Here is a 24,863-nt window from a genome sequence, read left to right as displayed (position 1 = left end):
TAGACAAGAATTATTTTTGGGATTGATAAATGGAATGGCAGCCACACGTCACCGTTGCGACCATCGTGGAACAAGACGGTAAATTTCTATTGGTAGAAGAACTGTGTAATAACGAACTGGTTTTTAACCAACCTGCGGGGCATCTGGATCCGAACGAAACCCTGGCGCAAGCAGCCATCCGTGAAACCATGGAAGAAACTGGCTGGACTGTAGAGCTAATAGGGGTTGTGGGAGTAGGTTTGTATACCTCACCCCATAATGATACAACTTACCATCGCACCACATTTCACGCCAAAGCTGTGGCTCATGATGCTCAGCAGCCACTAGATGAGGGGATTCAACAGGCAGTATGGATGAGTTACGAAGAAGTATTAGCCGTGGCGGATAGAATGCGCTCGCCGATGGTTATCCGCACTATTGAACAATACCTGGCTGGGCACCGCTACCCACTGGATTTAGTGTACGATTAAAACCGCCATCATCACCCACCATAACCCTTTAGACTAAAATATGACCCACCCCAAACCAATCAAAGTCATCGTCGGTATGTCCGGCGGGGTCGACTCTTCCGTATCCGCCCTGCTGTTACAACAACAGGGCTATCAGGTGGAAGGCTTATTTATGAAGAATTGGGACGAGGATGATGGCACCGAATACTGCACCGCCAAAGACGATCTGGCTGACGCCCAATCGGTTTCGGACAAGCTTGGCATCCCTTTACACACCGCTAATTTCGCAGCCGAATATTGGGATAATGTTTTTGAACATTTTCTGCAAGAGTATAAAGCTGGTCGCACACCCAATCCTGACATTCTGTGCAATCGCGAAATAAAATTTAAAGCGTTTCTCGATTATGCGTTAACGCTTGGTGCTGATTATATTGCCACCGGCCACTACACCCGCAAGCGGGGCCATGGCGAAACTGCACAGTTAATTAAGGGGCTGGACTGTAACAAAGACCAAAGTTACTTCCTCCATGCCGTGGGCGGTCATGAAATTGCCAAAACTTTATTTCCCGTTGGCGAACTGGAAAAACCGGAAGTTCGCCGTCTGGCTGAAGAACATGGCTTAATTACCCATAACAAAAAAGACAGCACAGGTATCTGCTTTATTGGTGAGCGCAGATTCAAAGATTTCCTCCAGCAATACTTACCTGCACAACCAGGTAATATCGAAGATGTTGAGGGCAATGCCATGGGTGAACACAGCGGCTTGATGTACCACACGATAGGGCAGCGGCAAGGACTGGGGATTGGCGGCGTCAAAGGGGCCAGCGAAGAGCCGTGGTACGTAGTAGACAAAGACCTGGAACGAAATGTACTAATTATCGCTCAGGGCAGCCAGCACCCTCGCCTCTTTAAACAAGCACTCAACGCTAGCCAAATACACTGGATTGACGGCAACGGGCCTGAGCTTCCGTTTGAATGCATGGCCAAAGTTCGCTATCGCCAAGCCGACCAACGCTGCCAGGTACGAGCCACTGACAGCGGCTATCAAATCGTTTTTCAACAGGCCCAACGTGCCATTACCCCAGGCCAGTCAGTGGTACTCTACGTTGATGACTGCTGCCTCGGCGGTGGCGTCATCGAAAAAGCCTACAACCTTTCAACTACGGTAACCATTTGAACAATAGCGCGACTATCTCTCAAACCATCGCTTTAGCGGGTGTATTACAAAGTGCCTATTTGGTGGATCAAATTGCGCGTACAGGGAATGCTGCCGCTGAAAGCTTTAACCCCTCAATTAACAGTCTATTCCAATTTGACCCGGACAATGCTGCTGACGTATACAGCGGCGTGCACGGGGTTAAATTAGGCCTGCAACTGCTCAGCGACATTCTCGGCGGCAATAGCCGTAACGAATACCGTACGGTGGTGCGCTATACAATGGGTATGCTCTATCTGGAAAAAAAGCTTTCCGCCAAAAGTGAGCTACTGCAAATAATCCGCAGCCGACTGGAGCATACCGCCCTTAAAGCCGAGCACTTCAGTGACAACATCAACTCAACCACCGCCAATATAGCCGCCATTTATCAGGATACTCTCAGTACCTTTAAGTTCCGTATTCAAATAAGCGGGAGTGCCCAACAGCTACAAAATACTACCAATGCCAACAACATCCGCGCTTTACTGCTGGCGGGAATTCGTGGCTCGGTGTTATGGCGGCAGAGTGGTGGCAAGCGCTGGCATTTAATACTCAGCAGACAGCGTTTAATCACAACCGCCAGAGAGTTACTTGATTCACTATAAACTGGGCTGAAGTTGGCCCACACTACCTGAAATCAGCACACAGTTGCTGTATGATTAGCGCCCTTTCGACAACCCGATTTTTTATTACCATCGATTACCTAGGACCATTTCATGGAATTATCAGCTCTCACCGCCATTTCTCCAATTGACGGCCGCTACGGCAGCAAGACTGCACAGCTACGCGGCGTTTTTAGCGAGTTCGGTTTAATTAAAAGCCGAGTGATTGTAGAAATACGCTGGTTACAATGTCTGGCTGCCCACCAACAGATACAAGAGGTACCCGCATTCAGCGCTGAAGCCAATGCGCTGCTAAACAAGTTGGCAGACAATTTTTCCGAGAGCGATGCACAAGCGATCAAGCATATCGAAAAAACGACCAACCACGATGTCAAAGCGGTGGAGTATTTTTTAAAAAACGCTATCGCCGATAATAATGAGCTCAATGCTGTCAATGAATTTATCCACTTTGCCTGCACCTCCGAAGATATCAATAACCTGTCGCATGCACTGATGTTAAAAGAAGGCCGTGACCTTATGCTGACTGAAATGAATGCCATCATCGACAAAATGGTCAGCCTCAGTCACGACTATGCCAGCACACCGATGCTATCGCGCACCCACGGCCAAACAGCTAGCCCTTCAACTATGGGCAAAGAATTTGCTAACGTGGTTGCTCGTCTGCGACGTCAAGTTGAGCAGGTCAGCTCGGTTCAATTGTTAGGTAAAATAAATGGCGCAGTAGGTAACTACAACGCACATATTTCTGCCTATCCCGATATTGACTGGCAAGCTAATGCCCAGCAGTTTGTAGAGAGCCTGGGTATCAACTGGAACCCTTACACCACCCAAATCGAACCCCATGATTATATTGCCGAGCTGTTTGATGCGATGGCTCGTTTCAATACTATTTTATTAGATCTGGATCGCGATATCTGGGGCTATATTTCGATGGGTTTTTTCAAACAAAAAGTGGTTGCTGGTGAAGTTGGCTCATCGACTATGCCCCACAAAGTTAACCCCATTGATTTTGAAAACTCAGAAGGTAATCTCGGCTTAGCCAATGCAATTCTCAGTCATATGGCCAGCAAACTTCCAGTTTCCCGTTGGCAGCGCGACCTTACCGACTCCACCGTTTTACGCAATATGGGGGTGGGTATGGGTTACAGCTTAATTGCCTATCAAGCAACAATGAAAGGGTTAGGTAAACTTGAACTCAATCCAGCGCGGCTAGCAGACGATTTAAATAACAGCTGGGAAGTATTAGCCGAACCCATTCAAACCGTAATGCGTCGCTACAATATTGAAGAGCCTTATGAAAAACTGAAGGCATTGACTCGAGGCCAAACCATCAATCGCGAAACGCTGAATACCTTTGTCGATACGCTGGATATACCCGAACAAGCTAAAGCCGAATTACGGGAATTATCACCGGCTAGCTATATTGGCAATGCAATAGATCAAGCCAACAATATATAACTGATCAAGCCTCGCATTGCGGGGCTTCTTTTTATCTGGTCACTATTCAATACACCCCATGCCTATTCAAAATTTTAATATCGAACAGTTTCTTGCCAACAAATGGCAACAAAAGCCACTGCTGATCAAGCAAGCCTTCCCTGATTTTAGCAACCCCGTAAGTGCTGATGAATTAGCAGGACTAGCTTGTGAAGAAGAAATAGAATCGCGCATAGTGACTGCCACAGACAATCAATGGCAATTGCATCACGGCCCATTTGCTGAATCTGACTTTCAACAATTTGGCGACGGTCCTTGGACCTTATTAGTGCAAGCTGTCGATCACTGGGTACCCGAAGTTGCGGAACTACTCAACCATTTCCGCTTTATTCCAAGCTGGCGTATCGATGACGTAATGGTGAGTTATGCGACGCGTGGGGGATCGGTCGGCCCGCATTTTGATAACTACGATGTTTTTCTTTTGCAAGGCGCTGGGTCAAGACGCTGGCTAATCGGTCCACAATATGACTCAAAAACGCCGCTGCAAGACAACAACGCGCTGCAACTAGTAGACGATTTTAATACCCAACAAGAATTATTATTGCAGCCGGGCGACATGCTTTATATTCCACCCGGCTATGGCCACTGGGGTATTGCTAATGATAATGACTGCATGACTTACTCTATCGGGTTTCGTGCTCCCAGCCATGCTGAATTGTTATCTGATTTTTGTGATGAAAAAATTACGGACATGACCGCTGAACAACGTTACAGCGATGCCAAACTAACGCCGCAAACCCATAGCGGCGAGATTACCGAACAAGCCATTGATCGCGTACAAACTATCCTAAACTTAATGCTAACGAACCGCGCTGAAATTGTGGATTGGTTTGGCCGCTATATGACGCAGGAAAAATATCCGGAAGAACAATCACTGTTTGAAAATCAGGCCTTAAGCCATACCGATTTTTTACAATGCTTTGAGCAACAGAATATTCTGCTGCGCAACCCCGCTGCTCGCTTTGCCTACAGCCAGCAAAACGGAACGCACCAGCTCTACATAAACGGTGAAACCTATAGTGCCGAGGGCGCCGCATCTGCACAGTTAATTGAAGTTCTCGCCGACCACCAACCCTTGATATTTAGCCATATGCAACCGTTGCTAAGTGACCCGCAAAGTCTTAACCTGTTAGTAGATTTATTTAATCAAGGGATAGTATATTTCGACGATGAGCATTGCGATTAGAGCCGCTGACTGGGAACAAGACCGGGATTTACTCCGCGCAGTAAGGGATACTGTTTTCATTCAGGAACAAAACGTCCCAATAGAACTTGAATGGGACGAACATGACACCACCGCCTCGCACTGGCTGGCGATGGATAATGAAAAAGCCATAGGCACATGCCGAATGCTAGGCGATGGCCACATCGGGCGCATGGCAGTATTGCCAAACTACCGCCAGCAGGGTATCGGCCGACTACTGCTCCAGTCAGCACTGCAACAGGCTCGAATAAATCAATACTATGAAGTGTATTTATACGCCCAAACCCATGCGATTGATTTTTATCAGCGAGAAGGATTTACCACTTACGGTGAGGAATTTTTAGACGCCGGCATACCGCATCTTTCCATGCGTAAACAAATCGCTGAACACCGGCTGTTAGGATTACATGGTGGCAACTTTGCTATTAACAACCACCCCGCCGAGGCGCTTCAACTGATTCAGCAATGTAGTAAATACCTGCGCATACTCTCCTACGATCTGGATCCTAAAACCTTTGACACTGATGCAATGGCCGATTGTATTTCAGCGCTGGCGCGGAAAAGCCGCTACTCTGAAATAAGGATTTTAATCGTTGATAGTCACAATATCAGCCGCCGTGGTCATCGCCTCCTCAACTTACATCGCCGGTTGTCGAGTAACATTTTGCTGCGACGCACCAATGCTGCACCCCATGACATTAAAAACAACCTGATTATTGCTGATCTGTATGCAATGATCAGCCAATCAATTAAAGAACCTGAAAAATGCTGGGGCAATTACAACAACAAACCCGTGACCAACAACCATATTGTTTGGTTTGATGATCTATGGCAACGAGCCAGCGAGGATAAAAACTTGCGGCTACTGGAGATCTGAATGGTTAAAATATTTTTGGCTAGGCTAGTTATCGTGATAGCTTTTTTGCTCACGGCCGGTCTATTAGCCGCCGATACGGTAACCGACATCTACCAACCAAGCTACAAACCCGCCAGCGAGCTAGCTTCAGCATTGCAAAAAATCTACCCCGGTGACGTTAAATTACTAGCCGAAGGTGGAAAACTGATCATCCGTGGCGAGCAAGGGGTCGTTAACCAAATACAAGAGTTACTGTTACAAGTAGATCAACCGAGCCGGCGTTTCCATGTTGAAATCAGCAGCCAGCCACCAGCCACTGACAAGCAAACCAACCATTCAACGAATACCCGCACACTCGCCCAACAACAATATACCCTTGTCGAAAACACACCAATGATTATGCGTCGGGAACAACAGACACAGAAAATCAATCACGGGGCGCTGCTATGGAGACCCGTTGAAACCGCACCGGTACAACAGGAGTATCTATCATTAAATATTCGTTCCGCGCAAAATTACGTTAGCATAGACTTTAAATGGCAAACCTTGGTTAATGGGCGATTTACTCTACAACAACAACAAATTGAAGGCCCTATTAATCAATGGCTAACTATCAGCAGCTCCCGCAAACCAGCAACGAAGTGACAAAAACCTACGGCAACCGCCGCAATCAATTATTTATAAAAATCAGTCCTGTCAATGATTGATCGACGCTAACGACTAAAGCATCACGCCGATATCGGTTTCACGTTCTACCAACTCATACTTTTTAAGACCTCGACAAGTCTCTTCAGTAGCATGAACCAAATCACCACTGGCGATATTGAATCTATAACCATGCAGAGGGCAACGTAGTTCAGCACCACTTATATCCGATTCGGAAAGCGGATGAGCACGATGTGGGCAAGTACTTTCTAATAAATATCGTTGACCATCCAGCTGCAACAATATCAAATTATAATGATCAATTTTAAAGACCTTTCTATAGCCATCATATAAATTAATGAATTTTTCCAATGTATAAAAACGCAAATTATCCATACGCGACCAATACTTAATAAATTACATGGGTGGAAAATAGGCAATATCGGGTTAAACTGCAAGTAATGAAAAACACTAAGGCTTGAGATTCCCATTGGAAGAGACTACAACACTGGATAACAACAGCCAGACCGCATTGATTTTACCAGGCGGTGGTGCCCGCGCCGCCTATCAGGTCGGCGTACTTAAGGCACTGGCCACTATTACAGATGATCCCCACCCTTTTCCCATCCTCTGCGGTACTTCTGCGGGAGCGCTGAATGCCGTCGCCTTGGCTAGCAATGAAAATGAATTCAAACACTCCTGTGCTGCCCTGGAAAAACTTTGGCTTGATCTAAATACCGACAAAATTTATCGCAGCGACTGGATTGGAATCCTGCGCAATGCCAGACGCTTATTACTATCTATTTTTAATTCGGGAATTGCTGTAGGCCGGCCAGTCGCGTTACTGGACAATGTTCCCCTGAAGCAACTGTTAAGGGAAAAGATAGATTTTTCCGGGATTGGTCGCAACCTGCAAAACAAAAAAATAACCGCGGTCAGCGTCACCGCTATGAACTACACCGAGCGCGTGTCGGTGACCTTTTTCCAAGGCGGGCCAGGTAAAGCCGACTGGCATCGTTGGCGGCGCCAAGGTATTCCAACGCCGTTACAACTAAGGCATTTGCTGGCGTCAACTGCCATCCCGACAATTTTTCCACCACAACGTATCGGCCGCAACTACTACGGTGACGGAGCACTGCGGCAACTAACGCCAATCAGCCCTGCTTTGCATTTAGGTGCCGACAAAGTATTGATTATCAGTGCCAGTGGCCACAAAAAAGAATATCAAAAACCACACAGCCGAATTCACTCCCCTGCATTTGGACAAGTTATCGGCCATTTATTAAACAGCGCCTTTATTGATAGCCTGGAAACCGATATCGAATTATTGGAGCAGATGAACCGCCTGCTAGAACTCAGTTCAGCTGAAATCACTAATCAGGAAGGCAGAACGTTAAAACCAATCGATTTCCATATTATTTCACCCTCCGAAGATATTGACACCCTCGCAGATGAACATATCAGCAGCCTGCCCCGTAGTATTCGTACATTCTTAAAAGTGAGCGGCGGCACAAATAATGGCGGCGTCAATATTGCCAGCTATTTATTATTTACACCGGATTTTTGTAAGCACTTAATTGATCTTGGCTATAGGGATGGCTTAGCTCAGGCTGAAGAGATTAAAAAGTTTCTGGATAATTAGATAGCAGTCTCATTCCCAAACTAAAATTATATCTGCATGGGCGCATCATCCCGGTGATGTGTTCCCGGCCGGGCTCTTTGTTCCAGCGTCGGATCTATCGATAAATAATAATAAACGCCAGCGCGATCTTCGATTCTTAATTTTTGTTCAGACACCAGATAATTCAAGTGCGCAACACACTCCCCCATGGCCATCATCATTTGTGATGCATCCAGCTTGCGCTTAAACAAAACCGGCAATAATTGCAATGCAGTTTTCGCATCGACACAGGCCTCTTCCAGCGCTAGCAAATGATCCTGGTGATGCTCAATCAAGTAATTTAAACGGGCATGTAAACCTCGGAATGGTGTGTTGTGAGCCGGACAAATTAATGTGCTATCGGGAATCGACTTTAGTTTTTCTAGCGACGCCAGCCAATCTGCCAGTGGATTAGCTTCCGGCTCAACCGGCATAACACTGACGTTAGATGTAATTTTGGGGATCACCTGATCTCCGGACAATAACAACTGCAACTCTTCGCAATACAAGCAAGCATGTTCGGGAGAATGCCCACGCCCAATGACTACCCGCCATTCACGGCCCGCGATGGTGAGTAGCATGCCTTCTTCAAGCCGACGAAAAGCATTCGGCATAGGTTCAACAACTGCCCCATAACCCTGAAAATTACTTTTCATATTGTCAAAATAAGCGTCATCAAAGCCCACGCTGAGGTAATACCTGCGCGAAGTCCAATCCAGGTGATCAGCCGTTACCGTTGAAAATGCACGAGCGGTATAATACTCTCCGACAGTAATATATAACGGCACTTTAAATTCTGAGCAAAGCCAACCTGCTTGACCGATATGATCAGGATGATTATGGGTTATCAATACGGCCTTAATCGGCTTATCCTTTAATTCATTACGAATAATCTCAAGCCACAGTGTTTTTACCTCACCCCATTTGATACCCGTATCTACGATCCACCAACCGTCATCATCTTCCAATAGGTATAGATTTATATGGTTCAGCGCCATCGGTAATGGCATCCGCAGCCAGCGCACGCCATCAGCAACCTCAAGGGTGCAACCGGGTTCAGGCAAATCAGTAAAGGGGTAAGTCAGCTTGGTCATTAACGTTGATCCACAATAGTAAAGTCAGCAGCCAGCTTATAGAGGGTGCAAAATAAGCAAACAACAGGGATTGGAGAGACATGAAGGTGTAACCGGAGTACAAAACACATGACAATAATAAAGATTAATTAAACCAATAGCACGCCCGAGGTTAAGCGTGTTAGCAGCTACAGCAAGATTAATTTGTCACAACACCATTTTTTCAACAAAGTGGCGAGTATCCCCCTTCACTAACAAATCCCCCAGCGCCACTTTAAACCCCTGCTGCTGAATACGTTTGGCGAGATCAAACAAGTACGCAACATCCGCATCGGCATCACAGAGCTGCAACAGTTGTCGTCCGACCCTGCTGAGCTTGAATACAGGCAATACTAACTGCTTATTTCGATCAGCGTGATCGATCCTTAACCCTTTACTATGGCAACACAGCACAACAGAGAAGGCGTTAGGGCTATTACTGCCAATGTTCCGCGAACTGGAGTCAGCATTGAGCAGACCCAAGTCCTCCATCACATCGAGAAATCCCTGATGAACACCTGTATTAAAGTAGCCCCCTGTTGCATCATAAATAAAATCATCAAATGCATACTGACTGCCCACACGGATGACACCCAGGTCCTCAGCACTTATCTGCAGTAATAAAGCTTGCAGGCTCAAGCTATAACTTCCAGGACTAGCAACTTCCGATGTAAGTACTCGAGCCCAAAACAACTGCAACTCTGGATTGAAGACCGTTTCCGCTGATTCACGCCAGCGTATCATCCACTCTGCATTGACTGGCTGGTTGCTAATAGGACGGACTACACTTCCAAGAATTTCACTTTCGGCTAAAATAGCTATTTTACGTAAATTCAGTGAGCGCTCCAGATCCCTTACACTGACCTCTTTAACCACTGACCTCAGCATCGCCGCAGGGCCATCCGTGCCAATATCTAAAGATTGATCAACAGCCGTATTTTCAATTATCTGATGAGTAGCGATGGTCTCGATATTCGGCGTATCAATAAGATTGCCATGCTCATCTAATGACTTTTGTCCTCGATGTATGCCGTTTAGCTCCTGCTCAACCTCCAGAATAGATGCCATCTCCAACTGACGTACACGCTCTCGATTGCGGTGTTCGCGTCGTATCTGACCAGGGCTCATCAACCCGCCTGCATCACCATCAAATAAATGCTGCCAAAGCTTATCTAACCACTGCTCCTTGATGGAATCATCACGGAAATCATTCACTCGGTCTACTTCTGTCATTACCTGTACACCCACATCCATACCCATTTAATTATTATATAATCAGGCTCCACTGATTAATTTTGGTACATACAATATAAGTCAACCCGGCCATTTAACAGCCCTGAGCTTAATAATTTTCAAATGTAGCTCAAATCAACTAATATAGCCGACTTTTATAACAAATAGTCATAGAATTGACACTTTGCGCATTATTTGTTGGTTAATACTACTCTATTAAAAGCTCCATTATTGAGATTTCAATGAGGGAAGTACCTATAGCGCTTTGGCTATTTATCAAACTATACTGATAAGTCATTGTAAATCCGCACATTCAAGGGGCCAGCCAATGAAAAATATAAACCAAGCCGTTGTACTCTAAGCAACCGTCAAAGGATAAAGGCCCGAATATGCAGGGCCATAGTGACAATGGATAGACTGGTAAAATACATAAGCATCATTTTATGTGGGGTCACTCTGCTGGTTTCGCCGATGCTTACAATCGCTGAAGAAAATTTCGCTCGTGAATACAAAATAAAGGCCGCATACCTTTATAACCTCATTAAATTTATTAACTGGCCAGCCTCTCATACTCCTGAAGCAGCCACCAATATCTGCATCGTAGGCAACAACCCCTTTGATACCTATTTGGACAAACTAACAACGCGGACTGCTAAGGGTCTGCCTATAAATGTTCGGCTTTTAGCAACCACTGATGAGATCAATAATTGTCATATCACTTTTTTTAGCCACAAGGCTGGCAGCAACCCCAAATTAATTGATAGAGCCTCCAGGTATCCGCAGCTTTTAGTGGGTGAAAATATGCAATTTTTAGATAATGGAGGACTTATCAGCCTTGTTGTCGTCGACAATAATGTACAGCTACAAATTAATTTAACCAGAGCTAAAGCGACCGGCTTTGAAATCAGTGGCAACCTGTTAGAAATTGCCAAAATCGTTAAATAGGGTCCGATAGCAATATCATGATATTTACCACCACCGGTTTTATTCGCAACCTACCTCTCGCTAAAAAACTGACATTATTTTGTGTAATAACCAGCTTAGTAAGCCTAATCATCGCTATGACTGCGATCATTCTGTACGACCGCTATAACTTTCAGGACATACTAGAGAATGAACTAACCATACTATCCTCGGTACTCAGTAACCGAAGTGGCGCCGCAGTTATTTTTGATGACGCAAGTTTGGCAGAAAACAATCTATCGACACTCAAGCTACAAAAAACGATTGTAGCAGCCTGCATCTATAAATTTTCACCCAACAGCCTTACTAACAAAGAAGGCCAGCTAGCAAATTACCCGAACAATGATATTAATTGCCCCAGCTACACACCTACCAAAACATTAGTTTTAAATTCAAGCAATAAACAATTTATCGAAATTATTCAGCCTATTTATGTTGACGATAACATCATTGGCTACTTGTATTTAAAGTCGAACACCAAGGACTTGCAAAACCGACAAACCAATCATGTATTAGTGATGTTGATCGTTTCATTTATTGCCTCGATGATTGCCTACTCACTCGCCCGTACCTTCTCAAAGCGCATATCAAGACCGCTATCCTCTTTAAAGGAAACTGCCCGTATTATCGCCGAAGAAGATGACTATACCCGCCGCGCTGAAAAACTCAGCAATGACGAAGTTGGGCAAGTCGTAGACTCCTTCAATCAAATGCTGGATGTTATTGAACAGGAAGACGCCAACCTGAGAGAAAGTGAAGAGAAATTTCGATTAATTAGCACTTCATCCAAAGTAGGTATATTTCAACTCGATGATAACGGCCTTTTTATCTACGCCAATGAAGAGCTATCTATAATTACCGGCCTGCCAAACGAAAACATTATTAACAGCGGCTGGCTAGCCGCCGTTCACGAAGATGACCAAAATGTTATCAAAAACAAATGGCAAACCATGCTTGAAAGCAAGCAATCAATACATATTAGCTGCCGCCTAAAAGATAATGGCAAAATAAAATGGATTAGTGGTTCTGTCGGCTTACTTAAACGGCAAGAAAACGAACCAATTGGCTATCTGGGCACAATTACAGATATATCAGACATTAAAAATGCCCAGGTTCAATTAGAACAAATGGCGTTCTATGATACGTTAACCGGCCTTGCCAATCGCCGATTATTTCGCAACCGCCTTGAATACGTGACCAATAATATTAATAGAGAGGGTAATAAACTAGGCCTGATCCTGCTTGATCTGGACAATTTTAAAAATATAAATGATTCACTCGGGCATGATGCTGGTGATTCATTACTCACCACTGTGGCAGAACGCTTGCAACTTTGCGTTCGGGCAAGCGATACAGTTGCCCGTTTGGGCGGCGACGAATTCGCCATCATCCTACCAGGAATAAACAATTCGATAGCCGCGTCTAATGTTGCGGAGAAAGTACTGGAAGTCCTGAGAAACGTCATCCACTTAAATGAAATTGAAATTCGTATTACAGCAAGTGCTGGCATCTCAATGGCTCCGGATGATAGCCAAAACGCTGAAGAGCTAATTAAAAATGCTGATTTAGCGCTATACCGCGCTAAAGATCATGGCCGCAACAATTATCAATTTTTCACCACCCAAATGAACACTGATCTGATGGATCATTTGCAACTGATCAAAGATTTGCGGCTAGCTGTCGACAACAATGAGTTTTCCCTTGCCTTTCAACCACAACTCAATCTTAAAAATGGTACTCTTACCGGCTTTGAAGCGCTGATCCGCTGGCAACATCCGCAACGCGGCCCAGTCAGTCCAGTTGAATTTATTCCTGCAGCAGAAGAAACCGGATTGATCATACCTTTAGGCCGCTGGGTAATCACTGCAGCTTGTGCGCAGTTACGCTCGATGATTGAGCAAGAACTTATTAATATCAATACGGTCATGACAGTTAATCTCTCAATTCAACAATTTCAGGATGAAGGCTTAGTCAAGTTTATTGATAGCCAACTGAAACAATTTAAATTAGCGCCACAACAGTTTGAGGTTGAATTAACCGAAACTGTGCTAATGGAAAACCTTGATCAGGCACTATTAACCCTTGAGGCCATCAAACAATTAGGCATCCTTATTTCAATAGATGATTTTGGCACCGGATATTCTTCTCTGGGTTACTTAAAACGCCTACCTGTAAACATTGTAAAAGTTGATCGCTCTTTCGTGATGGATATCCCTCACGACAAAGACGACATGGAGATTACGGCTGCTGTCATCGCTATGGCACACAATCTTAACTATGAAGTTGTTGCCGAGGGTGTAGAGACAGAAGAGCAACTGCAATTTCTGGAAAGCTGCGGCTGTGATTATGGGCAAGGTTATTATTTTAGCCGCCCACTACCCGCTAAAGAAATTGAAGAATTTTGTAGAAACTTTTCTTTTGAGTCACTACGAGCTAATCAGGCTTAGTAAATCTAATTAGCCAAGCACTTAATGATAATTACCGCGGCTGAACCGAGATCAAACTATGAGTATCCAATGGTTTCCGGGCCATATGAACAAGGCTCGCAAAGAGGTTAAAGAAATACTGCCTCAGATTCACCTCATCATTGAAGTGCTGGATGCCCGCATTCCTTACAGCAGTGAAAACCCGATGATTACGGAACTGCGAGGTGAAAAACCCTGCATTAAAGTCCTGACGAAAAGTGACCTGGCTGATCCTCTGCTAACAGCAGAATGGCTTAGTTTCCTGGAACAAAAACAAGGCGTAAAAGCTCTCGCTCTCACAACTGAAAAACCGGAAAAAGTACGCCAGCTAACAGAACTTTGCCGGCAGTTACTCCCTGCCAGAGACCGTGGTCATAATGATATTCATGTGATGATTATGGGTATCCCTAATGTTGGTAAATCGACGTTAATTAATTTACTGGCGGGTAAATCTATCGCCAAAACCGGCAACGAACCTGCTATTACCAAAGGCCAGCAACGGATTAATTTACGTAATGGTATTATGTTATTTGATACCCCGGGGATGCTTTGGCCAAAAGTAGAAAGTGAAAAAGGCAGCTATCGTCTAGCAACAACTGGCGCAATTAAAGATACCGCGATGAATTATGAGGATGTGGCTTTTTTTGCGGCAGATTTTTTACTAAGCAATTACCCTGAATTACTGAAAAAGCGCTATCAACTGGATGAACTGCCCACGACAGAAATTGATTTTTTAGAAACAATCGGCCTTAAACGTGGCTGCCTCAGATCGGGGGGCCGCATCGACCTGGAAAAAATTTCAACCATTTTATTAAACGAGTTGCGTTCAGGCATGATTGGCCGAATCACATTAGAAACCCCCGCACAAATTGAACAGGAGAAATTGGAAGTGGCGGCGCAAATTGCTGAGCGCGCAGCAAAAAAAGCGGCCCGAAAAAATGCGCACAAAAAGAACAAACTATCCTAATAGACGTTGCTTCTGCTGCCAGGACAACAATTTAACAAACGGTTCCAAACGCTCAAGCGCCACGTCCAAATAGGGTAATACCGCCTGTTCATTTCCATCCTTTAAGTGATGTAATAGATCATCAATTGAAAACGAATCGCCTGCCAGTCGTGCTTGTTCAACCAGGTATTGGGCCATACTCGTTTGATACATTTGACTGCGGCCCAACGTAGAGGCTTGTTCCAAGGCAAATTCGCTGGCATTAAGTACTGAATCAACATCGACCCCACTGGCCGAATCTATCACACAGACGCCAACTGAAACGGTAATATCCATTTTCTTGCCATCTAAACGCGCCTTTAAGTTTTCGACATTCTGGCAAAGCCTATCGGCTAATTCCAGCGCATTACTGCCCTGCGCCAATGGCATGGTAATGGCAAAACTCGCCACCCCGGTACGAGCCACCGTGTCCTCCTTACGTACGGTCTCCATTAATACATTAGCGACTTTTTTAATAATAGCCTCTGCCCCGCCGCGGCCAACACGAATAAACATATCTTTAAAGCCATCTAACTCAACCGCCATTACAGTCATACAGGCCTGATGACGCGAGACGAAAGCAATCTCTTTACCAAGCTGCTGCTCCAACCCCTTTATGTTTAATAAACCAGTCAGTAAATCGAGCGTGGTTTGTTGCTGCAGTGCCTGATTGGCCTGATGTAATCGAGCGTAGGATACTGCCCTGGCACGAATTGCAGTAGCATCAAAGGGCTTGGTAATAAAGTCAGTCGCGCCCAGGCTAATGGCTTTCTGCTTGGCCACTTCAGGGTTATTTGCACCGGTGGCAACTATCACTGGAAGATTACTGATTTTGTCTTTGCTGCTGGTTCGAATCAGTTTCAACAGCTCGAAACCATCCATTTCCGGCATCACCAGATCAGTAAATACCACCTGAATATCCGGATCGCGCTGGATGATGTCCCACCCATCGGCACCATCTACAGCCAGTACCACATCAAACTCATCACCAAACATCTTGCTGGCGGCAATTCTGATGACACGCGAATCATCCACGATCAAAACCCTGACTTTTGGTGGCTTCGTTTTAGCAAGCATAGTGTGACCCATAAACTAGTGGCGATAATATGAATTAATAATAGCCTTACAGGGGAGAAGTTCTGTTAAATACTGAACATTTGTGAAAAATTATGACCTGGTTCTCGATAAACGGGCCAAATACAGGGACGCATGGTCAGCTCTGAGGGGCTCAATGAAGGGCTACCCGGTCTATCTGGGCACAAATCTTAACTCTCCCTTAATTTTTAACCGTAGGAGCTATAACTAATTTCGGATAAAATGGCCACTAAATAGCTTTAAAAGAATAAGAGCGGACACTAAATTAATGGCGACCACCTATAAACTCATCGCCCTGGACAGCGATGATGAATTTGAAATAAACCAAGCCTGCATGAGTATTGGCCGTGATAAAAGTGCGGATATTGTGCTCCGCCATGGCTATCCATCCCGCCAACACGCCAGAATTACGGTAGATGATGGCCAGCTCACTATTGAAGACCTGAATTCAACCAATGGTACTTATGTTAATAACAGCAAGCTCCATCGGCCACAAATACTCAATGAAGGCGATGTCATTCAATTTGATAGCATTGCTTACCATGTAGTTCCCGCTGCAAGCCCGATCGAACGGTTATCTCAAAGAATTTAAAACCCGCAAACGCCAGCGAAGACCAGTCCTCGGTAGTGATCATCAGTGGTTTTTCCAACCTGGATGAAACTGCGGTACGTGAAGCCTACGCGCTGCCACCAAGCTGGTCATTACAGGATAACAATAAAATTGAAAGCCCTGCCCCTATCAACAACTACCCTGATAGCGTTATTGATAGCTTGATTGCTAATAGTCTGAAGGATCAGCAATCCTTAGCTGCAGCATTAGTCGTTATTTCAGGAAAACATGAAGGTAGAATTATTGGCTTGCAGTTGAGTTCAGAGCAACAAATATGGAATATCGGTCGAGCGGATACCGGCACAATTCAGCTTACGGACCCCAGTATATCGTCTCGACACGCCTGTGTTTTTTATAACAATGGTCACTGGGGCTTAACTGATGAAGACTCCAGAAATGGTAGTAAAGTACGAAGCCAGCCAATAACTGAGGCAGCACTAAATAATAACGATCTCATAGAATTAGGTCAGATAAACCTCATTTTTAGAATGCTATAGCATTTTTGTTCGTTTCTCAGGAGCCAGTGATAACGTATTTACCTTACACAAGCCCAGCTGTGCTTCCAGCTCACCATGAGCAAGCCTATCCCATGGCGCAGGAAATTTTTGCGCATAAGCACAGGCAATAAGAGCAAAGGTTGGCCACATCATATAAATCCATAAGTCTCCCCACACCACTAAATACACAAGCGAGATAAGTAAGTTGGGGCTATGAGCAAGACCTACTTTCTTCATGTTCCATTCATAAATATTATGATCAGGTGACACATAACGATCCCAATACAATAAATGCAACGGCCCGTTCGACATTGACGCAAGCAAATAAGTAAATAGTGCTATTAACCATCGCTGATCAATAAATTGTTCTCCAACTGCCCAAAATGACAAAAACAATTGTGCCTCACTAAGCCCCCAAACAACGCCAATAAACAAAGTGGACAGTGGATATAATTTCCTACCGTAAGTAACAGTCCCTTTCGGCCAGATATAAAGATAACCAAACAATACAATCACCCAGGCTGTGATCATATAAAGCTGCCACCCCAGTTGAGATAAATGGTCAAGATTCATTATTTCCGCGTTAAGCAAAGTAGGTAACACGCCGGTAACCCAGCTCAATAACCAACACACTGAAAAATATATCCACGCCCTTACCCAGGCCAACTTCGCGTCATATATTCGGGTATCTTTACCTCGGCCAGCAATAAATAATGTCGCTAGCAATAAGAGCAGCAAGACAATCAAGCCATAGGCAAAAGTATCCAGAGCCGGACTACTTGTCGCATTATCAAAAAATTTAGCCGCCACTACCGTCTTATCTTCCATTGGTGTTTCACCTTTTATTATTGAAGCTAAACTGATCGTTTTAAGGTTAGGATACGTAGCTATTGCAAACTCTGCAGCGACAATCACTTTTATATCCTAAATTACTGCCGTTATTTTAAGATGACTAATGATTAACCGGTAACACCGGTAATGAGAATATTGTAATTTGCATTCACTTCTCCCATACCGTTAAATCACCATCTTATAGAGGTATAATTCCTTTATCAGCTGACCTTTCAAAACTTTACGAGTCTATTATGTTTTCTTTTACTCTCAATGGAGAAGCCGTCTCCGTAGATATAGCCGCAGACACACCACTTCTATGGACGCTGCGTGATCACCTCCAACTGAACGGTACCAAATTTGGATGCGGCGCCGGGTTATGTGGGGCTTGCACCGTCCTGATAGACGGCCAAGCTAGTCGTAGCTGTATTCTTCCTGTTGCCGCCATTGATGGTAAAAATATAACGACCATAGAGGGGCTGGGTGGGGAGCACCCGGTACAACAAGCGTGGATTGAACATAGCGTTGCCCAGTGCGGCTATTGTCAATCAGGCCAAATAATGAGTACTGTAGCGCTACTGGCGAGCAACCCCCAGCCAACCGAAGACGAAATCAAACAAGCACTGGCAGGAAATATTTGTCGCTGTGGAACTTACCCCCGCATTCTTTCAGCAATTACCAGCCTCGCCCATCAATCAACGCCTAGCGTCCAGCTGTTCGACCCCAGCGCGGCTAGCAATAAGGAAATCAAATACTCATGAGTTTAAGTCGACGTAACTTTTTAATCGGCTCCGGTGTTTTAGGTGGCGGATTAATTATTGGCTTTGGGTTATCTGCTACTCCCCCCTTCCCCAATGTTTTGGCCGATAGCTTCCAACCCAATGCCTGGCTGCAAATCACTGAAGATGGCCGGGTTATTTTTCAATTACATAAAGTTGAAATGGGGCAAGGTGTCATGACTGCCCTACCTACTATTTTAGGTGAAGAACTCGACTTTGATCCTGGGCGCATGGAGATTCAACTGAGTGGTATTCATCCAGCGTTTATGGATCCAGTTAATTACAATCAAATGACCGGTGGCAGTACCAGCGTAAGAGGTAGCTGGGATAGTTTACGGGAGGCGGGAGCGACCGCTCGCTCGCTATTAATTTCAGCCGCCGCACAACGCTGGGGATCAGCCCTGAGCTTTGTAAAACCAACAACGGGGTAATCAGCAACACAAGTAACCAGCAACAGTTAACCTACGCCGATGTTGCTATGGACGCACGCCACGCCAACACCATTGATTACAGATTAAAAACTGCCGCTGAGTATCGCTGGATAGGTAAACCCGGCAACCGTTTCGACAGTGCCGACAAAAGCACCGGCAAAGCCATCTTTGGTATCGATGTCAATTTACCAAAAATGAAAATCGCAATGGTTATTCGCTGCCCGCACTTTGGCGGCAGCATTAAATCCTGGGACGACAGCAACGCAAAAATAATGCCTGGAGTTATCGCAGTTACAGAAATTCACAGCGGTATTGCTATTGTTGCTGACAGCTATTGGCAAGCCAAAAAAGCCGCTGAGCAGCTCATCGTTGAATGGGACAAAGGCCCCTTGGCTGGACTGGATTCCGCCACCATTCTACAGCGACAACAACAAGCGCTTATCAACGGCGAGTCTTACCAAGTCAAAGCCCAGGGGGATGAGCTAGCACAAGTGCTGACTAATGCGGCAACCCTCCTTGAAGCTGAATATGCTTCGCCCTATACGCATCACAGCCCGATGGAGCCGCAAAACACTACGGCATTAATAACCGGGGAATACTGTGAAGTATGGTCGCCCAACCAAGCTCCTGACATTTGTCAGGCAGTAGCTGCTCATTATGCGGATCTACCGCGAGCGAATATCACTATCAATACCACGCTTTTAGGGGCGGATTTGGCCGTCGAGGCTACCCTGATTTTGTCGGCGAAGCCGTTGCCGTAGCCAAACAATTGCCGGGCACGCCAATCAAACTGATCTGGTCGCGCGAGGATGATATGCAGCATGACTATTATCGTGGTGCCAATTACCACGGTATAAAAGCGGCGCTGGACGAGCAAGGCTCATTAATTGGTTGGCAACATAATATTGTCTCTAACAGCATCGTAGAAGGACTAAGTGTCGAACTTGCTGCCACCATGCTGCCGGCCTGGGTACCCACCGAGATTGCACGTTCGCTGGGTAAGTTTGTTGGCAAGCAAGCCGGCCCCTACGACATAACTACGGCAGAAGGGGCAAAAGTCCCATACAACATACCCAACCTTTCAGTAGCACAAATATATTTTGACCCGGGCATCAAAACCGGTTTTTGGCGATCAGTCGGCTATTCCCATAACTGTTTTGTTGTTGAAAGCTTCATTGATGAAGTGGCTAACGCAGGCCAGCAAGACCCGTTACTTTTTCGCCAACAATTACTGGACCCCGCCTCACGACACGCCGCAGTGTTGGCATTAGCTGCCGAAAAAGCGAATTGGGGAAATCCAAACAAAGACGTTAGTCAGGGCCTGGCTGTTGTTGATCCTTTTGAGTCTTATTGCGCGATGGTTGCCGAAGTAACCGTTAGCGGCGCTAGTTACAAGATTGAACGCATCTTAGCCGCGGTCGACTGCGGGCTTGTCATCAACCCCGATATTGTTAAAACCCAGGTTGAAGGCGCCATCATCTACGCCTTAACGGCTGCGACCAAACCACCTGTGACGATAGCTGATGGCCGCGTAGTAGAGAGTAATTTCCATGATTTACCGGTGATGCGGATGAATGAAATACCGGTGATAGAAGTGCACATAATTGCCAGCGAAGAGCGACCCAGCGGTATTGGGGAAATTGGAGTACCCGCTGTCGCACCGGCTATTGCCAATGCACTATTTGCAGCTACCGGCCAACGACTTCGACAAATGCCGCTATTATTGAGCTAATTGATGAGTAACCATGACTTTCTCGATTTAGCTGTGATCAGCCAATTAAATCGATGGCTGCATGAGGGGACTTCGTGCTGGCTATGTACAGTCGTTGAGACATGGGGCTCTTCACCACGACGCACTGGCAGCTTATTAGCCTGTAATAGCGAAGGCATAATTGTTGGCTCTTTATCAGGGGGCTGCGTAGAAGACGATCTCATTGCGCAATTACAGACTGGCACCATCGCCGCTGACAGAGCATGTTATAAAATCTACGGTCAAACCCAGACTGACATCGAGCGCTTTAAACTTCCCTGTGGCGGAACGCTCGGTATATTAATCGAACCCTTTGTTGAACTAATCAGCGACACAATAAAACAACAATTTATACAAATTGAGCAATCGTTGTTGCAACGAAAGGCAATTCAACGAACAGTTAACTATACCGATGGCACTCAGTCGGTGGACGTTACTCATCAACGACCTGATCTACATTTGGATAAAAATGAGCACCATCAACCGCGACAACTTCAGCACACCTACGGCCCGGAAGTGCACTTAATGATAATTGGTATCTGTGAAGTGAGTAGATACCTTGCCCAATTTGCGCTGGCGACAGGCTACCGCGTTAGTGTTTGCGACCCTCGCCCGGAATTAAAATCGCAGTGGCAGATCGACAACACCAGCATCCACACTGGCATGCCAGATGACGTCGTTCGCGATTATGCCAATGATCCCAACTGCGCAATCGTTACCGTCAGCCATGATCCGCGTTTAGATGACATGGGATTAATGGATGCATTTTCAACACCGGCTTTTTATCTAGGAGCAATGGGCTCCCAAGCCAGCTCAAATAAGCGCAGGCAAAGACTATTACAACTGGGCATCAGTGAACAACAGTTGCATCGTTTGCATGCGCCGATAGGCATAGATATTCACAGTAAAACACCTGCTGAAATTGCCATCGCCATCATCGCCGATATTATTGCCCGTTATAATGAACCACGTTAAGTAAGCTGATGCCACGTATTGCCGCCCTCATGCTTGCCGCAGGTAACAGCCAACGATTTGGCAGCGACAAACGACTGGCAAGACATCGTCAGGACCAAGCCACTCTGCTACAACAAAGCTTAGCAATACCGTTACAACTTAAACTGGAAACGCTACTTGTACTGCGTCAAAGTGATCAGAAAAAACAGGCGTTACTGCTGGGCGAGCATCAGGATAATTTGTTATTAACTTGCTGCTATTCACTCAATTCATCCCAAGGTATGGGCTTCTCATTGACGGATGGGATTAAACAGTTGAGCCGGTATGGAGATTATGATGGTGTGCTAATAATGCTCGGAGATATGCCTTGGATTAAAGCACAAACGCTAAGTAAAATAATTTCAAACTTTGATCCCCAAAAAATAATCACCCCTAGCTATAGCGATGCGAACGGAAAATATCGCCAAGGCCATCCGGTATTATTTCCCAGCCAATGGTTCAAAGAATTACAACAACTGCAAGGAGATCAAGGAGCTAAAAGGATTCTTGCCACTTACAGAAGTCAGCTTAAGATAATTACCATTGACGACCCTGGAATTATCCGGGATGTCGATCAACCCGAGGACTTTCTAAATTAGAAAAACACACAGAGAAACAACCAAAGACCTAATCCAGCAATCACAGCGGTATTAATTGCAGGCCTGAAGACTGACTCCAAACCACCTGCGAAATGGTCTGCCAAAACTTCCAGCGTCTCCTCTCCAGAGCTTACACGCTTAATGACCGGAAACTCCACCTTAGCCACAAATACTGCCAGCGCGATAGCAGTCGCAAGCAACATAATCCGGCCGCCGCTATCCATCGGGATCAATAACAGCACCAAGGCAATAAAAACATAATTGCCGGCGGAACCGCCCTTACTCATCTGCAGAAATTGTTCTTTAGTATTATTGATATAATCAAAATCGAAAAATAAAATTCTCGGGGAAGGTTTTACTGAATAAATTGCACCGGATTTGAGGGTGGCAATAAAATGTCCCCACTCATGGAAAGTTTGACCCATGACAATGCCAAACACAATTGAAGCTAACACCAGCAATATATCGGCAAGCAATAAATTTGATACCAGCGCCCAACTATCCGCTGCAGCCCACAGCGCCAAGGCACTAATAAAGGCCAGGCTGTGATAACTCATCTGTAGCCATAAAGTTCTTTGTCTAGTGGCAGCATCTTGTGAAACGGCGTTATCATCTACATTTAAATCGAGCTTCTCATTTTTCTCGTTCATTTGATAAGTCTACTTTTGAGTTATTTAGTAACCAGTGAAATAAGATTGCTATTAAATAGGATATAAAAAATAATAGCCAAAAATGCCATAGCAAACCACTGAAGGGCATAGCGACTACTTGCATCTGCATTATGAAGTTTTTGCGGCCAATGTCGCTGCAACACGCCTGCGCTAGTAGCACTCAACCTTAGCACATTAGGATAAACTGCTGAATTTAACTGTTTGTCATATATATTTTTAACTGTTTGAAAATCAAAATGATGCAATATTAACGGCCATTGAATCTCCTCGGCACGAGGTGGTAGTAGAAACGTCTTCAATGGCAATGGCTGAATCACACCCTGCAAATGTTGCAAACCTTCAATGGGCTCAATGAAAACTGCTGATTCTGTCCTTGCCATCCATCCCCGACTGACCAATAACAGCTGCTCGTTAACCATCAGGAATGGCGTGATCACCTCAAAACCTAATCGGCCCTGATAGCGCTGATTATCAATAAGTAGAGAAAACTGATTCAAATAGTAGCCTGCAACTGAGACTAGCTGCGGTGATAGATGTGTTTCAAGGAGTGATAAGTCGCGAAGCTCTTGAGGAGCCTGCTCAGCAAGTTGCGTGATTTGAGTATTTAAGAAGTGTTTGTATTCTGCTCGCTCAAGCTGCCAAACCCCCAGTGCTAACAACAGACTGACGACTGCAAATAACAGTAGTGTTGCACGCAATGGAAATCGTACTTCTAACGCCCCCCATTTAACGCTGAACAATTTAACCTGGATTGATGAAAACCGGTGGGGCATACGATGCAAGCCAAGTTGAAACCATCATGGGTAAACTGGCAGAACCTAAGAGAATCTGGCTTAGTGAGAACCAAGCACGAAACAAAGATCTGACCACTTGAAAGTGGCTAGTATAACGCTCAGTGAGAACAGCGCAAACTATGGAACTGTTAGCTGATAATTAGTGCTCGGCAGGCTGCAATCGGGCACGTACAACCTTAGCACCTGTGGGATAGCAAAAGGTTGTAACATCGCATCGCTCACTCCCTGCCAATTGCCGCGTACTCTGTTCATATAACTGATCAACCACCCAGCCCGCTACCCGGTCCCCTACACGCTTGGTGGTCAAAACCCAGGCATTCCCGTTTTCAACAGAAGACTCTGTTGAAACTTGTTTGTTTTTACGTCTTTTGGCCACGAAACCCTCCTATGCACCTTTCGATAAATGGCAATAAATCTTGTCTCTAGTTAGCCCTATATAGTCAACGGCTACAGCAAAGATACTGGGTAAAATAGGCGCTTAATCTAACTATTTGAATTAACTATGAACAAAACTGTGGCCTGGGCCACAAAAAAACGTGAGACCACAGTCATTTTTGTGACTATTTGCACCCGCCAAGCCCGCTGAAACCGTCATTCATTGCTATAGTTAATCAAAAGCTAACATCAGCAGCGCATAGATCATGACCAACGACGAAAAGACCAAGCCTCCCGCTAGCCCTAATCAATCAAAGAAAAGCTATCAGGATAACCCGAATGCTCAACAGGATATTGAGCAGGCGGTTGCCTCTGTACCCTTAAGAATTACTCGGACTATGAAATAGCGATTGAAACCAAAGAACACTATGAGGATGCTTTATTTACAAATGAGGACGAATTAGATCAAGCGCTGACAGATGCTGTTGAAGAGAAAGCTAAACCGCAACCCACCAAGGTCGATAAAGCGGAGACAGCTGAAACCTCTTGCA

Annotated in this window: 27 protein-coding genes and 1 pseudogene; 20 read left to right on the top strand and 8 right to left on the bottom strand. The window is 45.3% G+C overall.

The features are described 5' to 3' along the window. Positions 1-29: 29 nt before the first annotated feature. The 7 genes from UNITIG_RS03260 (at position 30) to UNITIG_RS23030 (ending at position 6,469) form a co-directional block, all read left to right on the top strand. Entirely contained in the window at positions 30-470 is a 441-nt protein-coding gene (locus UNITIG_RS03260; RefSeq protein WP_101757073.1) for an NUDIX hydrolase, read from the top strand. 40 nt (positions 471-510) lie between these two features. Continuing rightward, entirely contained in the window at positions 511-1,626 is a 1,116-nt protein-coding gene (gene mnmA, locus UNITIG_RS03255; protein WP_101757072.1) for a tRNA 2-thiouridine(34) synthase MnmA, read from the top strand. Beyond that, the gene (hflD, locus tag UNITIG_RS03250; protein ID WP_101757071.1) at positions 1,623-2,249 is read left to right on the top strand and encodes a high frequency lysogenization protein HflD; all 627 of its coding nucleotides are present in this window, start codon (positions 1,623-1,625) and stop codon (positions 2,247-2,249) included. The genes mnmA and hflD overlap by 4 nt, the downstream gene beginning before the upstream one ends. A gap of 111 nt (positions 2,250-2,360) precedes the next feature. After that, positions 2,361-3,725: an adenylosuccinate lyase gene (gene purB, locus UNITIG_RS03245; RefSeq protein WP_101757070.1), complete on the top strand. Its 1,365-nt coding sequence runs from the start codon at positions 2,361-2,363 to the stop codon at positions 3,723-3,725. A 58-nt stretch (positions 3,726-3,783) separates the two neighbouring features. Then, a complete protein-coding gene (locus UNITIG_RS03240; protein ID WP_101757069.1) occupies positions 3,784-4,950 on the top strand; it encodes a cupin domain-containing protein in 1,167 nt (388 codons plus the stop codon). Beyond that, the gene (locus UNITIG_RS03235) at positions 4,934-5,845 is read left to right on the top strand and encodes a GNAT family N-acetyltransferase (protein ID WP_101757068.1); all 912 of its coding nucleotides are present in this window, start codon (positions 4,934-4,936) and stop codon (positions 5,843-5,845) included. Before UNITIG_RS03240 ends, UNITIG_RS03235 begins: the two co-directional genes overlap by 17 nt. Further along, on the top strand, positions 5,846-6,469 hold the full coding sequence (locus UNITIG_RS23030; protein WP_101757067.1) for a secretin N-terminal domain-containing protein: 624 nt from the start codon (positions 5,846-5,848) through the stop codon (positions 6,467-6,469). It begins immediately after the preceding gene. A 75-nt stretch (positions 6,470-6,544) separates the two neighbouring features. On the opposite strand, the gene UNITIG_RS03225 is transcribed toward UNITIG_RS23030, so the two are convergent. Beyond that, positions 6,545-6,865, bottom strand: a complete 321-nt coding sequence (locus UNITIG_RS03225; protein ID WP_235015232.1) for a Rieske (2Fe-2S) protein — start codon at positions 6,863-6,865, stop codon at positions 6,545-6,547. Between the two features lie 94 nt (positions 6,866-6,959). On the opposite strand from UNITIG_RS03225, the gene UNITIG_RS03220 reads away from it, so the two are divergent. Then, the gene (locus UNITIG_RS03220) at positions 6,960-8,111 is read left to right on the top strand and encodes a patatin-like phospholipase family protein (RefSeq protein ID WP_235015231.1); all 1,152 of its coding nucleotides are present in this window, start codon (positions 6,960-6,962) and stop codon (positions 8,109-8,111) included. Positions 8,112-8,137: 26 nt separating this feature from the next. Here UNITIG_RS03220 and UNITIG_RS03215 read toward each other — a convergent pair whose 3' ends face one another. Further along, complete coding sequence (locus tag UNITIG_RS03215) at positions 8,138-9,223, bottom strand: MBL fold metallo-hydrolase (RefSeq protein ID WP_101757066.1); 1,086 nt, start codon at positions 9,221-9,223, stop codon at positions 8,138-8,140. A gap of 186 nt (positions 9,224-9,409) precedes the next feature. After that, the gene (locus UNITIG_RS03210) at positions 9,410-10,474 is read right to left on the bottom strand and encodes a DUF2806 domain-containing protein (RefSeq protein WP_159931069.1); all 1,065 of its coding nucleotides are present in this window, start codon (positions 10,472-10,474) and stop codon (positions 9,410-9,412) included. Between the two features lie 471 nt (positions 10,475-10,945). Here UNITIG_RS03210 and UNITIG_RS03205 point away from each other — a divergent pair, with 471 nt between their 5' ends. From UNITIG_RS03205 to ylqF, 3 genes are read left to right on the top strand one after another with little or no spacing between them, the layout of a single operon-like run. Further along, positions 10,946-11,419 carry a YfiR family protein gene (locus tag UNITIG_RS03205; RefSeq protein ID WP_159931068.1) on the top strand — a complete coding sequence of 158 codons (474 nt, stop codon included), beginning with the start codon at positions 10,946-10,948 and terminating at the stop codon, positions 11,417-11,419. 17 nt (positions 11,420-11,436) lie between these two features. Then, positions 11,437-13,884, top strand: a complete 2,448-nt coding sequence (locus tag UNITIG_RS03200; protein WP_101757063.1) for an EAL domain-containing protein — start codon at positions 11,437-11,439, stop codon at positions 13,882-13,884. A 58-nt stretch (positions 13,885-13,942) separates the two neighbouring features. After that, positions 13,943-14,869, top strand: coding sequence for a ribosome biogenesis GTPase YlqF (gene ylqF / locus UNITIG_RS03195; RefSeq protein ID WP_101757062.1), 927 nt, complete (start codon positions 13,943-13,945; stop codon positions 14,867-14,869). Here the strand turns inward: ylqF and UNITIG_RS03190 are convergent. Further along, positions 14,861-15,922, bottom strand: a complete 1,062-nt coding sequence (locus UNITIG_RS03190; protein WP_159931067.1) for a diguanylate cyclase domain-containing protein — start codon at positions 15,920-15,922, stop codon at positions 14,861-14,863. The two genes, ylqF and UNITIG_RS03190, sit on opposite strands and share 9 nt — an antisense overlap. Positions 15,923-16,250: 328 nt before the next feature. Here UNITIG_RS03190 and UNITIG_RS03185 point away from each other — a divergent pair, with 328 nt between their 5' ends. Together UNITIG_RS03185 and UNITIG_RS03180 are read left to right on the top strand one after the other, a co-directional pair. After that, positions 16,251-16,574 carry an FHA domain-containing protein gene (locus UNITIG_RS03185; RefSeq protein WP_101757060.1) on the top strand — a complete coding sequence of 108 codons (324 nt, stop codon included), beginning with the start codon at positions 16,251-16,253 and terminating at the stop codon, positions 16,572-16,574. Between the two features lie 35 nt (positions 16,575-16,609). Continuing rightward, positions 16,610-17,089: an FHA domain-containing protein gene (locus UNITIG_RS03180; RefSeq protein ID WP_159931066.1), complete on the top strand. Its 480-nt coding sequence runs from the start codon at positions 16,610-16,612 to the stop codon at positions 17,087-17,089. Here the strand turns inward: UNITIG_RS03180 and UNITIG_RS03175 are convergent. Next, positions 17,084-17,917 carry a hypothetical protein gene (locus tag UNITIG_RS03175; protein WP_145999069.1) on the bottom strand — a complete coding sequence of 278 codons (834 nt, stop codon included), beginning with the start codon at positions 17,915-17,917 and terminating at the stop codon, positions 17,084-17,086. The genes UNITIG_RS03180 and UNITIG_RS03175 overlap by 6 nt on opposite strands. A 257-nt stretch (positions 17,918-18,174) precedes the next feature. Here UNITIG_RS03175 and UNITIG_RS03170 point away from each other — a divergent pair, with 257 nt between their 5' ends. The 6 genes and pseudogenes from UNITIG_RS03170 to UNITIG_RS03145 all read left to right on the top strand — a co-directional run bounded on the left by UNITIG_RS03170 (position 18,175) and on the right by UNITIG_RS03145 (position 22,472). Beyond that, positions 18,175-18,681 carry a (2Fe-2S)-binding protein gene (locus tag UNITIG_RS03170; RefSeq protein WP_101757057.1) on the top strand — a complete coding sequence of 169 codons (507 nt, stop codon included), beginning with the start codon at positions 18,175-18,177 and terminating at the stop codon, positions 18,679-18,681. Continuing rightward, on the top strand, positions 18,678-19,130 hold the full coding sequence (locus UNITIG_RS03165) for a molybdopterin cofactor-binding domain-containing protein (RefSeq protein ID WP_101757056.1): 453 nt from the start codon (positions 18,678-18,680) through the stop codon (positions 19,128-19,130). Before UNITIG_RS03170 ends, UNITIG_RS03165 begins: the two co-directional genes overlap by 4 nt. 47 nt (positions 19,131-19,177) lie before the next feature. After that, positions 19,178-19,989, top strand: a pseudogene (locus UNITIG_RS23980) (xanthine dehydrogenase family protein molybdopterin-binding subunit); the annotation flags it as partial. 96 nt (positions 19,990-20,085) lie between these two features. After that, on the top strand, positions 20,086-20,862 hold the full coding sequence (locus UNITIG_RS25410) for a molybdopterin cofactor-binding domain-containing protein (RefSeq protein WP_369809139.1): 777 nt from the start codon (positions 20,086-20,088) through the stop codon (positions 20,860-20,862). A gap of 3 nt (positions 20,863-20,865) precedes the next feature. Beyond that, positions 20,866-21,855, top strand: coding sequence for an XdhC family protein (locus UNITIG_RS03150; RefSeq protein WP_101757053.1), 990 nt, complete (start codon positions 20,866-20,868; stop codon positions 21,853-21,855). A gap of 8 nt (positions 21,856-21,863) precedes the next feature. After that, positions 21,864-22,472, top strand: coding sequence for a nucleotidyltransferase family protein (locus UNITIG_RS03145; RefSeq protein WP_101757052.1), 609 nt, complete (start codon positions 21,864-21,866; stop codon positions 22,470-22,472). On the opposite strand, the gene UNITIG_RS03140 is transcribed toward UNITIG_RS03145, so the two are convergent. The 3 genes from UNITIG_RS03140 to UNITIG_RS03130 form a co-directional block, all read right to left on the bottom strand. Next, positions 22,469-23,122, bottom strand: coding sequence for a hypothetical protein (locus UNITIG_RS03140; protein ID WP_101757051.1), 654 nt, complete (start codon positions 23,120-23,122; stop codon positions 22,469-22,471). The two genes, UNITIG_RS03145 and UNITIG_RS03140, sit on opposite strands and share 4 nt — an antisense overlap. A gap of 20 nt (positions 23,123-23,142) precedes the next feature. Then, positions 23,143-23,883 carry an SURF1 family protein gene (locus UNITIG_RS03135; protein ID WP_159931065.1) on the bottom strand — a complete coding sequence of 247 codons (741 nt, stop codon included), beginning with the start codon at positions 23,881-23,883 and terminating at the stop codon, positions 23,143-23,145. A 193-nt stretch (positions 23,884-24,076) separates the two neighbouring features. Then, a complete protein-coding gene (locus UNITIG_RS03130; RefSeq protein ID WP_101757049.1) occupies positions 24,077-24,313 on the bottom strand; it encodes a hypothetical protein in 237 nt (78 codons plus the stop codon). A gap of 265 nt (positions 24,314-24,578) precedes the next feature. On the opposite strand from UNITIG_RS03130, the gene UNITIG_RS23025 reads away from it, so the two are divergent. Next, positions 24,579-24,719 carry a hypothetical protein gene (locus tag UNITIG_RS23025; protein ID WP_159931064.1) on the top strand — a complete coding sequence of 47 codons (141 nt, stop codon included), beginning with the start codon at positions 24,579-24,581 and terminating at the stop codon, positions 24,717-24,719. Positions 24,720-24,863: the final 144 nt, after the last annotated feature.

It is taken from the genome of Oceanicoccus sp. KOV_DT_Chl (assembly GCF_900120175.1).
In the GTDB taxonomy this organism is placed as follows: domain Bacteria; phylum Pseudomonadota; class Gammaproteobacteria; order Pseudomonadales; family Dasaniaceae; genus Oceanicoccus.
This window is presented reverse-complemented; position numbering and strand designations above follow the sequence as displayed.

Excerpts from the sequence above, each read along its gene's own strand:
- ylqF (WP_101757062.1), top strand. The coding sequence starts at position 13,943 with ATGAGTATCCAATGGTTTCCGGGCCATATGAACAAGGCTCGCAAAGAG.
- mnmA (WP_101757072.1), top strand. The coding sequence starts at position 511 with ATGACCCACCCCAAACCAATCAAAGTCATCGTCGGTATGTCCGGCGGG.
- UNITIG_RS03140 (WP_101757051.1), bottom strand. The coding sequence starts at position 23,122 with ATGAACGAGAAAAATGAGAAGCTCGATTTAAATGTAGATGATAACGCC.
- UNITIG_RS03150 (WP_101757053.1), top strand. The coding sequence starts at position 20,866 with ATGAGTAACCATGACTTTCTCGATTTAGCTGTGATCAGCCAATTAAAT.
- UNITIG_RS03240 (WP_101757069.1), top strand. The coding sequence starts at position 3,784 with ATGCCTATTCAAAATTTTAATATCGAACAGTTTCTTGCCAACAAATGG.
- UNITIG_RS03235 (WP_101757068.1), top strand. The coding sequence starts at position 4,934 with ATGAGCATTGCGATTAGAGCCGCTGACTGGGAACAAGACCGGGATTTA.
- UNITIG_RS03175 (WP_145999069.1), bottom strand. The coding sequence starts at position 17,917 with ATGGAAGATAAGACGGTAGTGGCGGCTAAATTTTTTGATAATGCGACA.
- UNITIG_RS03165 (WP_101757056.1), top strand. The coding sequence starts at position 18,678 with ATGAGTTTAAGTCGACGTAACTTTTTAATCGGCTCCGGTGTTTTAGGT.
- UNITIG_RS03145 (WP_101757052.1), top strand. The coding sequence starts at position 21,864 with ATGCCACGTATTGCCGCCCTCATGCTTGCCGCAGGTAACAGCCAACGA.
- purB (WP_101757070.1), top strand. The coding sequence starts at position 2,361 with ATGGAATTATCAGCTCTCACCGCCATTTCTCCAATTGACGGCCGCTAC.
- UNITIG_RS03205 (WP_159931068.1), top strand. The coding sequence starts at position 10,946 with ATGCTTACAATCGCTGAAGAAAATTTCGCTCGTGAATACAAAATAAAG.
- UNITIG_RS25410 (WP_369809139.1), top strand. The coding sequence starts at position 20,086 with ATGCTGCCGGCCTGGGTACCCACCGAGATTGCACGTTCGCTGGGTAAG.
- UNITIG_RS03260 (WP_101757073.1), top strand. The coding sequence starts at position 30 with ATGGAATGGCAGCCACACGTCACCGTTGCGACCATCGTGGAACAAGAC.
- UNITIG_RS03185 (WP_101757060.1), top strand. The coding sequence starts at position 16,251 with ATGGCGACCACCTATAAACTCATCGCCCTGGACAGCGATGATGAATTT.
- UNITIG_RS03215 (WP_101757066.1), bottom strand. The coding sequence starts at position 9,223 with ATGACCAAGCTGACTTACCCCTTTACTGATTTGCCTGAACCCGGTTGC.
- UNITIG_RS03170 (WP_101757057.1), top strand. The coding sequence starts at position 18,175 with ATGTTTTCTTTTACTCTCAATGGAGAAGCCGTCTCCGTAGATATAGCC.
- UNITIG_RS23025 (WP_159931064.1), top strand. The coding sequence starts at position 24,579 with ATGACCAACGACGAAAAGACCAAGCCTCCCGCTAGCCCTAATCAATCA.
- UNITIG_RS03200 (WP_101757063.1), top strand. The coding sequence starts at position 11,437 with ATGATATTTACCACCACCGGTTTTATTCGCAACCTACCTCTCGCTAAA.
- UNITIG_RS03210 (WP_159931069.1), bottom strand. The coding sequence starts at position 10,474 with ATGACAGAAGTAGACCGAGTGAATGATTTCCGTGATGATTCCATCAAG.
- UNITIG_RS23030 (WP_101757067.1), top strand. The coding sequence starts at position 5,846 with ATGGTTAAAATATTTTTGGCTAGGCTAGTTATCGTGATAGCTTTTTTG.
- UNITIG_RS03225 (WP_235015232.1), bottom strand. The coding sequence starts at position 6,865 with ATGGATAATTTGCGTTTTTATACATTGGAAAAATTCATTAATTTATAT.